The 13235-nt window shown below is 74.3% G+C and carries 12 protein-coding genes; 3 read left to right on the top strand and 9 right to left on the bottom strand.

Annotated features, from left to right (window positions below):
* Positions 1-6: 6 nt before the first annotated feature.
* The 4 genes from ABZ576_RS18730 to ABZ576_RS18715 form a co-directional block, all read right to left on the bottom strand.
* Positions 7-1191: a glutathionylspermidine synthase family protein gene (locus ABZ576_RS18730; RefSeq protein ID WP_360741455.1), complete on the bottom strand. Its 1185-nt coding sequence runs from the start codon at positions 1189-1191 to the stop codon at positions 7-9.
* A 13-nt stretch (positions 1192-1204) separates the two neighbouring features.
* Positions 1205-1621, bottom strand: a complete 417-nt coding sequence (locus ABZ576_RS18725; protein WP_360741453.1) for a hypothetical protein — start codon at positions 1619-1621, stop codon at positions 1205-1207.
* A 253-nt stretch (positions 1622-1874) separates the two neighbouring features.
* Positions 1875-2387 (bottom strand): hypothetical protein, encoded by a 513-nt coding sequence (locus ABZ576_RS18720; RefSeq protein WP_360741451.1) that lies wholly within the window; start codon positions 2385-2387, stop codon positions 1875-1877.
* Between the two features lie 239 nt (positions 2388-2626).
* On the bottom strand, positions 2627-4018 hold the full coding sequence (locus ABZ576_RS18715; protein WP_360741449.1) for a PLP-dependent aminotransferase family protein: 1392 nt from the start codon (positions 4016-4018) through the stop codon (positions 2627-2629).
* Between the two features lie 47 nt (positions 4019-4065).
* Between ABZ576_RS18715 and ABZ576_RS18710 the strand changes: the two genes are divergently transcribed.
* The 3 genes from ABZ576_RS18710 to ABZ576_RS18700 are packed head-to-tail and all read left to right on the top strand — an operon-like array spanning position 4066 to position 5761.
* Complete coding sequence (locus ABZ576_RS18710) at positions 4066-4566, top strand: carboxymuconolactone decarboxylase family protein (RefSeq protein ID WP_360741447.1); 501 nt, start codon at positions 4066-4068, stop codon at positions 4564-4566.
* On the top strand, positions 4563-5006 hold the full coding sequence (locus ABZ576_RS18705; RefSeq protein WP_360741445.1) for a carboxymuconolactone decarboxylase family protein: 444 nt from the start codon (positions 4563-4565) through the stop codon (positions 5004-5006). Before ABZ576_RS18710 ends, ABZ576_RS18705 begins: the two co-directional genes overlap by 4 nt.
* Positions 5003-5761, top strand: a complete 759-nt coding sequence (locus ABZ576_RS18700) for an isocitrate lyase/phosphoenolpyruvate mutase family protein (protein WP_360741443.1) — start codon at positions 5003-5005, stop codon at positions 5759-5761. Before ABZ576_RS18705 ends, ABZ576_RS18700 begins: the two co-directional genes overlap by 4 nt.
* 46 nt (positions 5762-5807) lie before the next feature.
* On the opposite strand, the gene ABZ576_RS18695 is transcribed toward ABZ576_RS18700, so the two are convergent.
* From ABZ576_RS18695 to ABZ576_RS18675, 5 genes are all read right to left on the bottom strand, one after another.
* Positions 5808-6758: an ABC transporter substrate-binding protein gene (locus tag ABZ576_RS18695; protein ID WP_360741441.1), complete on the bottom strand. Its 951-nt coding sequence runs from the start codon at positions 6756-6758 to the stop codon at positions 5808-5810.
* Position 6759: 1 nt separating this feature from the next.
* Positions 6760-8694, bottom strand: coding sequence for an ABC transporter permease subunit (locus tag ABZ576_RS18690; RefSeq protein WP_360741439.1), 1935 nt, complete (start codon positions 8692-8694; stop codon positions 6760-6762).
* The gene (locus ABZ576_RS18685) at positions 8694-9815 is read right to left on the bottom strand and encodes a glycine betaine/L-proline ABC transporter ATP-binding protein (protein WP_360741437.1); all 1122 of its coding nucleotides are present in this window, start codon (positions 9813-9815) and stop codon (positions 8694-8696) included. The genes ABZ576_RS18690 and ABZ576_RS18685 overlap by 1 nt, the downstream gene beginning before the upstream one ends.
* Complete coding sequence (locus ABZ576_RS18680; protein WP_360741435.1) at positions 9812-11344, bottom strand: GMC oxidoreductase; 1533 nt, start codon at positions 11342-11344, stop codon at positions 9812-9814. Before ABZ576_RS18680 ends, ABZ576_RS18685 begins: the two co-directional genes overlap by 4 nt.
* A gap of 114 nt (positions 11345-11458) precedes the next feature.
* Positions 11459-12979, bottom strand: a complete 1521-nt coding sequence (locus ABZ576_RS18675; protein WP_360741433.1) for an aldehyde dehydrogenase family protein — start codon at positions 12977-12979, stop codon at positions 11459-11461.
* Positions 12980-13235 lie beyond the last annotated feature (256 nt).

The following is a 13235-nucleotide window of genomic DNA, read 5'->3' as shown; positions in this document are numbered from 1 at the left end:
GTGACCTCAGAGGATCACATGGGGCAGGAAGCGGGCGTACTCGTCCGTGATCAGGCCCGTGGATTCGCGCAGGCCCAGGCCCGCCGGCTCGCCCTGGACCACCCAGGCGCCCAGCACGACATGGTTGCCGTCGAAGGCGGGCAGCGGGGCCAGCTGCTGGTAGCAGCAGGGCTCGTCGCGCGGGACGGCCGGCGCGCCCGGCTCGTGCACGGTGACGCCCTCGCCCTCGCGGCCGAGGAGGGGCTTGGCGACGTAGCCGGTGGTGCCGGCCAGCTCGCGCGGGCCGTCCAGGTAGGCGGGCAGCAGGTTGGGGTGGCCCGGGTACAGCTCCCAGAGGACCGGCAGCAGGGCCTTGTTGCTCAGCAGCATCTTCCAGGCCGGTTCGATCCACAGGGTGCTGCCGGTCCCGCCGCCGTTGTCCAGGGTGTCCAGGACGTGCCCGCCGAAGGCGTCGGTGGTCAGCCACTCCCAGGGGTAGAGCTTGAAGATGCCGCGGATGAAGCGGAGCCGGTTGTCGACGAAGCGGCCGGAGAGGGTGTCCCAGCCGATCTCCTCCATGGCGAGCCAGTCGGTGGTGAGGCCGGCCTGCTCGGCGGTCTCCTTGAGGTAGGCGACCGTCATCAGGTCCTCGCCGAGCTCGTCGGCCGAGGAGTGCGCGAAGTGCAGCGGGCTGCCGGGGGGCAGCAGGGCGGCCTGGGACCGCCAGGCGTCGACCAGGCGCTCGTGCAGGCTGTTCCACTGGTCGGCGCCGGGGAAGCGGTCCTCCATCCAGAACCACTGCGGGGACGCGGCCTCGACCAGCGAGGTGGGGGTGTCGGCGTTGTACTCCAGCAGCTTCGCCGGTCCCGTGCCGTCGTAGCGGAGGTCGAAACGGCCGTAGAGCGAGGGCAGTTCGGCACGCCGGTGCCAGGCCTCGGCGACCGCGGCGGCCACCCGCGGGTCGGTGATGCCGAGGTCGGCGAACCGGTCCTCGGCCACGATGTGTCCGGCCGCCTCCAGGCACATGCGGTGCAGCTCGGCGACGGTCTCCTCCAGCGCCTCCACCTCCTCCAGGGAGAAGACGTAGCAGGCGCTCTCGTCCCAGTACGGGCGCAGGGAGCCGTCGGGGTGGCGGGTCAGCGGATAGACGAGGCCCTGCTCCTCGACGGTCCGCTGCCAGCCGGGGCGGGGGGTGAGGGTACGGCGTTCCATGTGCGTGCTCCGGTCAGCCGCCGGAGCTGCCCTTGCCGCCGCCGAAGCCGCCGCGGTGGACTCCGCCGCTGCCGCTGCCGCCGTGGTGGTCGTCGTCATCGTCGTACGAGCCGCCGCCCGAGCCGCCGCCGGGCTCGGTGAAGGAGCCGCCGTCGACCCAGCCGCGCTTCTCGGTGCCGTCGTAGTACCAGGCGGCGTCGGCCTGCTTCCGCAGGCCCTTCTTCCGGCCCGCCGTCTTCCCGGCCGCGCCGGTGGTCCGGCAGTCCTTGTCGGGGACGACCTTGTACCCCTTGGCGAGGTTGTAGCTGTCGCGGTCGACGCAGCGCTTGTCCGGGTCGTCGGAGGAGCAGGCGGTGAGCGCGGCGGCCAGCAGGCCCATGCCGCCGAGGACGACCGTGCCGGAACGGAGCTGCCTTCGTGTCTGCGCCATGGTGGTTTCTCCCCCGTCGGATGCCGTGTGCGGCGATCGGTGTTCCGGCCGCCAGCCTAGAGATCGCCGCACGCGCCCCCCGCCGGGGGCCCCGCCTCACGGCCCCCACCGAAGCCACTTCGCACCGTTTGATCCGCTGTGCGCCCTTGGCGCGGGGCCCCCTCGGGTCGGGCGACGGTGCCGGGGCGGGGGGCGGGTGAAGGAGGCCGGGCGGACGGTGGCCGCGTGGGAGGCGACCGCGCGGGAGAGGCGGTCACCAGTGGGGGCTGCCCACCAGGTAGGCGATGCCGGCGAGGACGGCCAGAAGCAGCGACGGAATGGCCAGGCCCTTCGCGAGCGAGGTCAGCGTGCGCGTGGTGCTCGCCGCCGGCCGCGCGTAGCGGTTGCGCCGTGCCGCCAGCTCGTGCCGGGCGAGCGCACCGGCGACCAGCGTCACCGCGGCGGTGATCAGGGACACCACGAGCGGCGTGAGGGCTCCGTGCTCGCGCACGTTGTCCTCGACGTTGCCGTACACGCCTTCCCCGCTGCGTTCCACGACCGCCGCCAACGCCGCCTGGACGGCCAGGACGACCGAGACGGCCGCGGTGCCGGCGAGGACGAGCGCGGCACCGGCGAGGGCGGGCGCCCGGTGGGCGCCGGACGAGGCTCGGGCCCTCTCCCGGCCCCGCGCGGCCGGGGACTTCACGGGTGTGCCCGGGGGCGGCGGCGGTGCCGGCGGCGGCTCGGGCGCGGGGGGCGGGCGGCGCGAGGGCTCGACGATCGACATGTCCCCCTCGGGCGGAGGACGGTCCGGCGCACGCGGCTCGGCCGGCGGCCGCTCCGGCTCCTGCCGCCGCTGCGGCCGGCCGGGCGGGGGCCGGGAGCCGGGGAGGCTCGGCCGGGTACCGGACGGGGGCTGAGCGGCGGGCGGGGGCTCCGCGGCGGGGCCGGACGAGGCGGCGGGCTCGTGCTCCCAGTCTCGTCCGCGGCCCGGCACCGGCAAATCAGCCGCGCGGCGGCGGGACGCTACGGCAGCACCCGGCACAGCGCCTCCAGTGCGCCCGCCCACGCACTGTCCGGCGGTGTGCCGTAGCCGACGACCAGGGCGTCCAGGGGCTCGGTGACGGCGTCCGGGTGGCGGTGGAAGGAGAGGCCGTGCAGGGCCAGGCCCTGCCAGGCCGCCGCCTGGACCACCGACTCCTCGGAGCCGGGCGGGAGGCGCAGCACCGCGTGCAGGCCGGCCGCGATGCCCGTGACTCTCACTCCCGGCGCGCGCGCGGCGACGGCGGTGGTGAGGGCGTCGCGGCGGCGGCGGTACCGCAGGCGGGAGGAGCGGACGTGGCGGTCGTAGGCGCCCGAGGCGAGGAACTCCGCGAGGGTGAGCTGCTCCAGGGCGCCGACGGTGTCGGCCCGGCCCTTGGCGGTGGCGGCCTCCGCGGCCAGGGCCGGCGGCAGCACCATCCAGCCCAGCCGCAGTCCGGGCGCGAGCGACTTGCTGGCCGTGCCGAGGTAGACGACCCGGTCGGGGGCGAGGCCCTGGAGCGCGCCGACGGGCTGGCGGTCGTAGCGGAACTCGCCGTCGTAGTCGTCCTCCAGGACCAGCCCGCCGGTGCGGCGTGCCCAGGCCACGACGGCGGCCCGGCGGTCGGGGTGCAGGGGTGTGCCCATGGGGAACTGGTGGGCGGGGGTCAGCAGCACCGCGCCCGCCCCGCCCGGCTCGCGCGGGTCCGTGCCCAGGGCGTCGTAGGGCAGCGCGGGTGTGGCGAGGCCCGCGTCGCGCAGCAGGGCCCAGTGGACGTCCAGGCCGTACGACTCCACCGCCACCGTCCCGACCCCGCGGGCCCGCAGCACCTTGCCGAGGATGGTCAGGGCGTGCGAGAAACCGGCGGTGATCACGATCGTGTCGGGGTCGGTGCGCACCCCGCGGGCGCGGGCGAGGTAGCCGGCCAGGGCGGTGCGCAGTTCGGGGCGGCCGCGCGGGTCGCCGTAGCCGAGGGCGTGGAAGGGGGCCGTGGCCAGGGCCCGGCGGGTGGCCTTGAGCCACTCGGTGCGCGGGAAGGCGGCGAGGTCGGGGGTGCCGGGGATCAGGTCGTGGCGGGGCCGGGAGGGGGCGCGGTGGGGGGCCGCCGGGGTGGTGCCCGCGGGCGTGGGCACGCCGGTCGCCACCCGGGTGCCGGAGCCCTGCCGGGCGGTGAGCCAGCCCTCGGCGACCAGGTCGGCGTAGGCCTCGGCGACGGTGTTGCGGGCGATGCCGAGGTCGGCGGCGAGGGTGCGGGAGGAGGGCAGCCGGGTGCCGGGGGCGAGCCGGCCGGTGCGGACCGCGTCGCGCAGCGCGTCGGTCAGGCCCCGGCGCAGGCCGCCCGACGCGGCCGGTTCGAGGTGCAGGTCGACGCCCAGAGTGGCCCAGGATCTCGCCATGGAAATGGACCATACCCCTGGGCTGCCCGGCTCCTAGGGTCGAGGACATGAGCACTGCACAGGAACCCGTCGAGTACGCCCCCGAGCAACCGCAGCGGCTGCGCTGGTCCGACCACGCGCCCGAGGTCTACAAGGCGATGATCCGCCTGGACACCGCCGCCAAGCAGGGGCTGGACCACAAGTTGTACGAGCTGGTGAAGATCCGCGCCTCGCAGATCAACCACTGCGCCTTCTGCCTCGACATGCACACCAGGGACGCCCTCGCGGCCGGCGAGAGCGTGGAGCGGATCGTGCAGCTCAGCGCGTGGGAGGAGTCGCGGCACTTCTACACCGCGAAGGAGCTGGCGGCGCTGGAGCTGACCGAGGCGGTCACCGTGCTCACCGACGGCTTCGTGCCGGACGAGGTGTACGACCGGGCCGCCAAGCTGTTCGAAGAGGCCGAACTGGCCCAGCTGATCGCCGCGATCACGGTGATCAACGCGTGGAACCGGTTCGGCGTGACCACCCGGATGGCTCCGGGCCACTACCGGCCGGGGCGGCACGCGTGAGCCGTACCGGGCTGCTGGACCCGGCGGTCCGGCAGGCGATGGTCGCGGTCAGCGCGGCGGCGAAGAAGGGGCTCGGCGATCCGGTCCTCGCCGAACTGGTCATGATCCGCGCCTCGCAGATCAACCACTGCGCCTTCTGCCTCGACATGCACGCGCGGGCGGCCCGGGAGAACGGGGAGCCGGAGGACCGCGTCCGGCTCCTCGACGCCTGGGAGGAGACCGAGGGCCTCTACACCGAGCGGGAGCGGGCCGCGCTGGCGCTGACCGAGGCGGTCACGGTCCTCACGGAGGGCTTCGTGCCCGACGAGGTGTACGACCGGGCCGCCAAGCACTTCGCGGAGGCCGAACTCGCCCATCTGATCGCCCTGATCACCGTCATCAACGGCTGGAACCGCCTCATGGTGGCCCGTCGCGTCCCGCCAGGAGGTATGCGCCCATGAGCACGGTGGAACGGTTCCGCGCCCTGCACCACGGACGCGCCCCGGGCGACCCGCTGATCCTGCCCGGGCCCTGGGACGCGGCCGCCGCGCGGGTCTTCGTCGCGGCCGGGTTCCCGGCGCTGGCCACGCCGAGCGCCGGAGTGGCGGCCTCGCTCGGGTACGAGGACGGGGCCACCCCGGCCGACGAGATGTTCGCGGCGGTCGCGCGGATCACGCGGGCGGTGGACGTGCCCGTGTCGGCGGACGTCGAGGGCGGCTACGGGCTGGCGCCCGGGGAGCTGGTCGAGCGGCTGCTGGAGGCGGGGGCCGTCGGCTGCAACCTGGAGGACTCCGACGGGGGTGTCCTCAAGGACCCGCACGCGCACGCCGAGTACCTCGCCGAGGTCCGCTCGGCCGCCGCGGACCGGCTCTTCGTCAACGCGCGCGTCGACGTGTTCCTGCACGGCGACAAGGACCCCGAACGGGCCATCGAGCGGGCCGCGGCATACGTGGCGGCGGGCGCCGACTGCGTGTACCCGATCCTGGCTCCGGCGGACGTGCTGCCGCTGCTGCGGTCCGGGATCCAGGGCCCGCTCAACGCGCTCGCCCTGCTGGAGCCGGATGGCCCCTCCCCCGCCGAACTCGGCGAACTGGGCGCCTCCCGGGTCACGTTCGGGCCGGGCCTCCAGCGACGGGCCGCGGCGGCGCTCCGGCGGATCGCCGAGGACATCCCCGCCCGGCGGCACGCTCCGGCCGCCGGGCCGGCCGGAGCGTGACCCGGCGGCCGGCGGCCGGCGGGGAGTGACTTACGGCCGGGGCGGGTCAGGGCAGCCACCGCTTCCACACGGAGGGGTGGCTGTCCACCCACTTCTCGGCCGCCTCCTGCGGGCTCAGCTTCTGCTCGGCGATCATCAGGGAGACCTCGTTCTGGTCCTCCGTCGTCCACCGGAACTTCTTCAGGAAGGCCGCCGCCTCGCCGCCGGACTTCGCGAAGTCGGCGTTGAGGTACTTCTGCAGCGGGGTGTGCGGGTAGGCGCAGGCGACCTTCGCCGCGTCCGCGTCACAGCCCTCCTTGTACGGCGGGAGTTCCACCTCCGTCATGGGGACCTTCTCGAACAGCCACTGCGGCGCGTACCAGTACGTCAGGAACGGCTTCTTCTCCTTGGCGAACTGCTTGATCTGGGTGATCTGCGCCGCCTCGGAACCGGCGAAGACGACCTGGTAGTCCAGCTCCAGGTTCTTCACCAGCGCCTTGTCGTTGGTGACGTAGGAGGGGGAGCCGTCCATCAGCTGGCCCTTGCCGCCGCTCTCCGGGGTGCGGAACAGCGAGGCGTACTTGTTCAGGTTCCGCCAGTCGGTGATGTCGGGGTGCCGCTTCGCGAGGTACGTCGGCACGTACCAGCCGATGTGCCCGGTCACCCCGAGGTCGCCGCCGCGCGCGATGGTCCGCTTCTCGGTGACGTACCGCTCCTCCTGGTCGGGGTGTCCCCAGTCCTCCAGGAGGGCGTCGACGCGGCCCTGGCTGAGGGCATCCCAGGCGGGCACCTCGTCGACCTGGACGGTGTCGACGCGGTAGCCGAGCTTGTGTTCCAGGAGGTACTGGGCGACGGCCACGTTGGACTGCGCGCCCACCCAGGACTGCACGGACAGGGTGACCGTCTTCGCACCCCGGGCGTTGGCGAACGGGCTGGCCTGCTCGGTCATGTCGGCGGCGCCGCAGCCGGTGGCCAGGGTGAGCACGGCGACGGCGGCCGTGACGGCGGTACGGCGCATGTCAGGCTCCCTTCCTCGTACGGCGCTCGGTCGGCTGGGTCACCCGGTCGAGCATCAGGCCCAGGCAGACGATGGCGGCACCGGCCACCAGGCCGGTCGCGAGGTCGCCCTGGGCGAGGCCGAACACGACGTCGTAGCCGAGGGCGCCGCCGCCGACCAGGCCGCCGATGATGACGACGGCGAGGACCAGGACCACGCCCTGGTTGACGGCGAGCAGCAGCGCGCGCCGGGCCAGCGGGAGCTGGACCTGCCACAGCTGCTGGCGGCCGGTCGCGCCGAGCGAGCGCGCCGACTCCAGCGCGGCCGGGTCGACCTGGCGCAGCCCCTGCGCGGTGATCCGGACGACGGCCGGCAGGGCGTAGACGACGGCCGCGGCGACCGCGGGGGCCCGGCCGACGCCGAACAGGGCGACGACCGGGATCAGGTACACGAACTGCGGCATGGTCTGGCACACGTCCAGGACCGGCCTGAGGACGCGCTCGACGCGGTCGCTGCGGGCCGCGGCGATACCGGCCGCGAAGCCCAGGACGAGGGTGACGGCGACCGCGGCGAGCACCTGCGAGAGGGTGTCGAGGGACGGCTCCCACACGCCGAGCACGCCGATCGCGGCCATGGCGAGGACGGCGGTCAGCGCGGTGCGCCAGGTGCCGATCAGCCAGGCGAGGCCGGCGACGACGAGCAGCACCGACCACCAGGGCAGCCACTGGAGCCCGTCGCGGACGGGGTCCAGCACCCAGGTGGTGAAGTGGCCCGCCCAGACCGCGGTGCCGCCGACGACCGGGACGCCCGAGTAGAGGTGGGAGGTCATCCAGTCGACGGCACGGTTGACCGGTTCGGCGAAGTTCAGGGTCCAGCCGGCGGGCCAGTCGAGGGCGCCGAGCAGCCGGGTGGCGAGGGCCACGGCCGCGGTGGCGGCCAGGGCGTACGGCACGCCGATGGTCCGCGGGCGGCCGGCCGCCGGCGCGCCGGCTCCGGCCGCGGCGGTGACGCGGTCCAGGACGACCGCGAGCAGCACGATCGGGATGCCGGCCGCCAGGGCCGCGCCGACGTCGACCGAGGCGAGGGCCTGGTAGACGCGGTCACCCAGACCGCCGCCGCCGATGACCGCGGCGATGACGGCCATGGACAGCGCCATCATGATCGTCTGGTTGAGGCCGAGGAGCAGTTCCCTGCGGGCCAGCGGGATGCGGGCGGTCAGCAGCCGCTGGCGCGCGGTGGCGCCGAGTGACTCCACGGCCTCCAGGACTTCGGGGTCGGCCCCGCGCAGGCCGAGCGCGGTGAGGCGGGCCATCGGCGGGGCTGCGTACACGACGGTGGCGAGGACGGCCGCGGGGACGCCGATGCCGAAGACCAGGACGACGGGGAGGAGGTAGGCGAAGGCCGGGAGCACCTGCATGGTGTCCAGCACCGGGCGCAGGGCGCGGTCGAGCCGGTCGGAGAGGCCGGCGGCGAGGCCGAGCAGCGTGCCGACGAGGACGGAGGCGAGCACCGCCACGACCATCAGGGCGAGGGTCTGCATGGTCGGGACCCACATGCCGAGGGCCCCGCAGGCCAGGAAGGCGGCGGCCGTGCCGGCGGCGAGCCGGGGCCCGGCGACGCGCCAGGCGACCAGGGCGCCGAGGACCGTGACACCGGTCCAGCCGGCGGCGAGGAGCGTGAGGTAGACGGCGCGTACGGAGAGGACGACCGCGTTGCTGACGTAGCCGAAGAAGTAGAGGAACAGCGGGTGGCTGTCCCGGTTGTCGATGACCCAGTCGCTGGCCGTGGCGAGCGGCTTGGAGAGGCTGACGGTCAGCTCCTCGGGCCACGTCCCGCCGTGCAGAAGGGGTGCCAGGACCGCGGTGAGGAGTGCGAGCAGGAGGAGTTTGCCCGCGGCCCGGCTCCTGAGGACGCGGGGCCGGACGGTACGGGAGGTGGGGACGGTCAGCGTGGCCATCAGACGGCCTCCGGGCTGGTGCGGGGGGCCGGCGGGGTGGGGCGGCTGTCCTCGGCCGCGGCGGGGACACCGGCCACGACGCCGAGCAGGCACTCGTGGTCGACCACGCCCAGGCACCTGCCCTCGTCCATCACGCGGGCCGGTTCGCCCGCCCGGGCCACCGCCTCGATCGCCTCGGCGACCGTCGCCTCCGGCCTGACCGCGGGGCCGCCCGCCGTCTCGTCCGGGGACGCCGGGCGCATGGCCGTACGGCAGGTCACGACCTGCTCGCGCGGCACGTCCCGGACGAACTCGCGGACGTAGTCGTCGGCCGGGGAGCCGACGATCTCCTCCGGGGTGCCCAGCTGGACGACCCGGCCGTCGCGCATCAGGGCGATGCGGTCGCCGAGTCTGAGGGCTTCGGTGAGGTCGTGGGTGATGAAGACCATCGTGCGGCCCTCCTCGCGGTGCAGGCGGGCCACCTCGTCCTGCATGTCCCGCCGGATGAGCGGGTCGAGGGCGCTGAAGGGCTCGTCGAAGAGCAGCACCTCGGGGTCCACGGCCAGCGCCCGGGCGAGGCCCACGCGCTGGCGCTGGCCGCCCGACAGCTGGCCGGGCCTGCGGTGCTCCATGCCCTCCAGGCCGACCTTGGCGACGACCTCGGCGGCCCGCTCGCGCCGCTCGGACCTGCCGACGCCCTGGATCTCCAGGCCGTAGGCGACGTTGTCGAGGACCGTGCGGTGCGGGAGCAGGCCGAAGTGCTGGAAGACCATGGCGGCGCGGTGGCGGCGCAGTTCGCGCAGCCGGGCCCGGTCCATCGCGCGGACGTCCTCGCCGTCGATGGCGATGGTGCCGGCGGTGGGTTCGATCAGCCGGGTCAGGCAGCGCACCAGGGTGGACTTGCCGGAACCGGACAGGCCCATCACGACGAAGACCTCGCCCTTGCGGACGTCGAAGGAGACGTCCCGGACGGCGGCCGTGCAGCCGGTGCGGGCGCGGAGGTCGGCGGGGTTCAGGGCGCTGAGCTCGGGGTCGGCCGGGACCCGGCCGGGCTTCGGGCCGAAGACCTTCCACAGTCCGGACACCGAGAAGACGGGCTCGGTCGTGGTGGGCGGCTTGCGGGTGGGGACGGTGAGGGTCATCGCAGGTCACCTCCGATCAGGTCGACGGCCTTCTCCCCGACCATGAGCACCCCGATCATCGGGTTGACGGCGGTCATGGTCGGGAAGACGGAGGCGTCGGCGATGCGGATGCCGTCGAGACCGCGGATCCTCAGCTCCGGGTCCACCACGGCGAGTTCGTCGTCGGCGGCGCCCATCTTGCAGGTGCCGGCCGGGTGGTAGACGGTGTGCGCCACCTTGCGGGCGTACTCGCTCAGCTCGGCGTCGCCGAGGACCTCCGGTCCCGGGCACACCTCGCGCTTGAGCCAGCCGGCCAGCGGCTCGGTCCGGGCGATCTCGCGGGCGATGCGGATGCCGTCGACCAGGGTCCTGGCGTCGTAGTCGTCCTCGTCGGTGAAGTACCGGAAGTCCAGGGCGGGCTTCACGGACGGGTCGGCGCTGGTGAGGTAGAGGCGGCCGCGCGACTTCGGCTTGGGGATGTTCGGGGTCATCGAGACGCCGTACGCGGGCCGTTCGTAGCCGAGGCGCTCCGGATTGTCCGTGAACGGGATCTGGTAGAAGTGGAACATCAGGTCCGGGCCCGCGTGATCGGGGTCCCGGCGGACGAACAGGCCCGCGTCGGAGTCCATCGCGGAGTTCTCCGGGATCGGGCCGTGGGTCTCCCAGACGATGACCGACTCGGGGTGGTCGAGCAGGTTCTCGCCGACGCCCGGCAGGTCGTGCACGACCGGGATGCCGAGCGCCTCCAGGTCCTGGCGGGGGCCGATGCCGGAGTGGAGCAGCAGGCGCGGGGAGTCGACGGCGCCCGCGCACAGGACGACCTCGCGGCGGGCGCGGACCAGCAGTTCCTCGCCGTCCCCGGTGCGCGCGTGGACGCCCTCGGCGCGGGTGCCGTCCAGCTCCAGCCGGTGCGCCCAGGTCTCCAGGAAGAGCGTGAGGTTGGGGCGCTCGTCCATCACCGGGTGCAGGTAGGCCACGGAGGCGGAGGAGCGCTTGTTGTCCTCGGGGTGGTAGGCGAGGTCGAAGAAGCCGACGCCCTCGGTGAACGGCTTGCGGTTGAAGCCCTCGATCCGCGGTACCACGAGCGCCGAGCGGGCGGCGTCGACGAAGTCGCGGGCGATGGCGTTCCGGTCCTTCTCGTCGACGGAGACGATGTTGTTCTTCAGCCGGGCGAAGTAGGCCTCCATGGGGACGGCACCCCAGCCCTTGGCGCCGGCGGCCTCCCACTCGTCCCAGTCGGAGGGCAGGGGCTTGAAGGAGATGAGGGTGTTGTGCGAGGAGCAGCCGCCGAGGACGCGGGCGCGGCTGTGCCGGATGTGGGAGTTGCCGCGCGGCTGCTCCACCGTCGGGTAGTCGTAGTCGAGTTCGCCGCCGAGCAGGCCCATCCAGCGGCGCAGCGTGAGGACGTCGTCGCGGCCGACGTCGCTCGGGCCGCCCTCGATGACGGCGACGGTGACGTCGGGGTCCTCGGTGAGGCGGGAGGCGATGACGGAGCCCGCCGTGCCGCCGCCGATGACGACGTAGTCGAATTCGTGGGTGTGATCGGGCATCGGGTGGTTACTCCTGGGGGGTGGGAGGTCGAGCGGGGACCGGGAGCGGGGAAGTGGGGCCCTGCTCCCGGGCCCGGGGGCCCGGGGGTGCGGTGTGCTCGCGGCGGCGCGGGCTCAGCCGGCGAACCAGCGCACCGGCTTCGGCGCGAGGTTCTCGTAGACGTGCTTGGTCTCGCGGTACTCGGCGAGACCGGCGGGCCCCAGTTCGCGGCCGGTGCCGCTCTTGCCGAAGCCGCCCCACTCCGCCTGCGGCAGATAGGGGTGGAAGTCGTTGATCCAGACGGTGCCGTGGCGCAGGCGGGCCGCGACCCGGCGGGCCCTGGCGGTGTCCGCGCTCCACACGGCGCCCGCGAGGCCGTACTCGGTGTCGTTGGCGAGGCGGACGGCCTCGTCCTCGGTGCGGAAGGTCTCGACGGTGAGGACCGGGCCGAAGACCTCCTCGCGGACGACCCGCATCTCGCGGTGGCAGGCGTCGAGCACGGTCGGCTCGTAGAAGTAGCCGGACCCGGGGCGGTCCGGGGACGGCTCCGGCCGCTTGCCGCCGCAGCGCAGCACCGCGCCCTCCTGGAGCGCCGCGGCGACGTACGCCTCGACCTTGGCGCGCTGCTGCTCCGAGACGAGCGGGCCGCACTCGACGCCGTCCGCCGTGCCGCGTCCGAGCCTGATCCGCTGCGCCCGGCGGGCGAGTTCGGCAACGAAGCGCTCGCGGACGGACTCCTCGACGATGAGCCGGGCGCCCGCGGAGCAGACCTGGCCGCTGTGGATGAAGGCCGCGTTGAGGGCCTGGTCGACGGCGGTGTCGAAGCCCTCCTCGGTGGCGCAGGCGTCGGCGAAGACGACGTTGGGGTTCTTGCCGCCGAGTTCCAGGGCGACCTTCTTGACGGTGGGCGCGGCGGCCTGGGCGACCTTGGTGCCGCTGACCAGGCCGCCGGTGAAGGAGACCAGGTCGACGCCGGGGTGTTCGGCGAGCCGGGCACCGACCGTGTGGCCGGGGCCGGTGACGATGTTGGCGACGCCCTCCGGCAGGCCGGCCTCGGTCAGCAGCCCGATCAGCTCGACGGTCGTCAGCGGGGTGATCTCGCTGGGCTTGACGACGAAGGTGTTGCCCGCGGCGAGCGCCGGGGCGATCTTCCAGCTGGCCTGGAGGAGCGGGTAGTTCCACGGGGTGATCAGCGCGCAGACGCCGACTGGCTCGTGCACGACCACGCTGTGGATGTCGGGCGAGCCGGCGTCCACCACCCGGCCCGGGGCCTCGGCGGCCACCAGGTCGGCGAAGTAGCGGAAGGCGTCGGCGACGCAGTCGATGTCGACGCGGCCCTCCTCGGCGGTCTTGCCCGCGTCCCGGCTCTCCAGCAGGCCGAGTCGCTCGCGGTCGCGCACGAGGAGGTCGGCGACGCGGCGCAGCAGCGCGGCGCGTTCGCCGGCGGGGGTGCGTGGCCAGGGGCCGTGGTCGAAGGCCTGCCGGGCGGCGGCCACCGCGCGATCGGCGTCCTGCTCGTCGCCCTCGGCGACCACGGCGAACGGCCGGGCGTCCGCGGGGTCGAGGATCTCCCGGGTCGCGCCGGAGATCGCCGTCAGCCACTCGCCGCCCACGTGGATGGTCGCCCGGGCCTGTCGTTCCGTTCTGTCCGCCATGATCGGTGTTGCCTTCCGTTCCTGTTCCGTGCCCCTGTGTCACCTGGGTGACCCGGTCAGGGACCGTGGCCACCTGCCCCAGGCCCCCGCATCGCATGCGGAATCGAAGGCCGAAAGTGCGCCGCGTCACGGAAAACCCCGTCTAGAAACGACAGAAAAGGGGCAAAGGCGGGCGGAGGTGGGGTGCGGGAGGGCGGCGCGGCGACCGGAGGGCCGGGACGGAGGGCGCGGAGGGGGCGGACGGCCGGGGCGGCGC

It is taken from the genome of Streptomyces sp. NPDC013455, assembly GCF_040632975.1.
Lineage (GTDB): Bacteria > Actinomycetota > Actinomycetes > Streptomycetales > Streptomycetaceae > Streptomyces.
Note: the sequence above shows the minus strand (reverse complement) of the source record. Positions and strands in the feature narration are given on the sequence as shown.

Coding starts and splice junctions, on each gene's coding strand:
- ABZ576_RS18730 (WP_360741455.1), bottom strand. CDS start 1,191: ATGGAACGCCGTACCCTCACCCCCCGCCCCGGCTGGCAGCGGACCGTC.
- ABZ576_RS18725 (WP_360741453.1), bottom strand. CDS start 1,621: ATGGCGCAGACACGAAGGCAGCTCCGTTCCGGCACGGTCGTCCTCGGC.
- ABZ576_RS18720 (WP_360741451.1), bottom strand. CDS start 2,387: ATGTCGATCGTCGAGCCCTCGCGCCGCCCGCCCCCCGCGCCCGAGCCG.
- ABZ576_RS18715 (WP_360741449.1), bottom strand. CDS start 4,018: ATGGCGAGATCCTGGGCCACTCTGGGCGTCGACCTGCACCTCGAACCG.
- ABZ576_RS18710 (WP_360741447.1), top strand. CDS start 4,066: ATGAGCACTGCACAGGAACCCGTCGAGTACGCCCCCGAGCAACCGCAG.
- ABZ576_RS18700 (WP_360741443.1), top strand. CDS start 5,003: ATGAGCACGGTGGAACGGTTCCGCGCCCTGCACCACGGACGCGCCCCG.
- ABZ576_RS18695 (WP_360741441.1), bottom strand. CDS start 6,758: ATGCGCCGTACCGCCGTCACGGCCGCCGTCGCCGTGCTCACCCTGGCC.
- ABZ576_RS18690 (WP_360741439.1), bottom strand. CDS start 8,694: ATGGCCACGCTGACCGTCCCCACCTCCCGTACCGTCCGGCCCCGCGTC.
- ABZ576_RS18685 (WP_360741437.1), bottom strand. CDS start 9,815: ATGACCCTCACCGTCCCCACCCGCAAGCCGCCCACCACGACCGAGCCC.
- ABZ576_RS18680 (WP_360741435.1), bottom strand. CDS start 11,344: ATGCCCGATCACACCCACGAATTCGACTACGTCGTCATCGGCGGCGGC.
- ABZ576_RS18675 (WP_360741433.1), bottom strand. CDS start 12,979: ATGGCGGACAGAACGGAACGACAGGCCCGGGCGACCATCCACGTGGGC.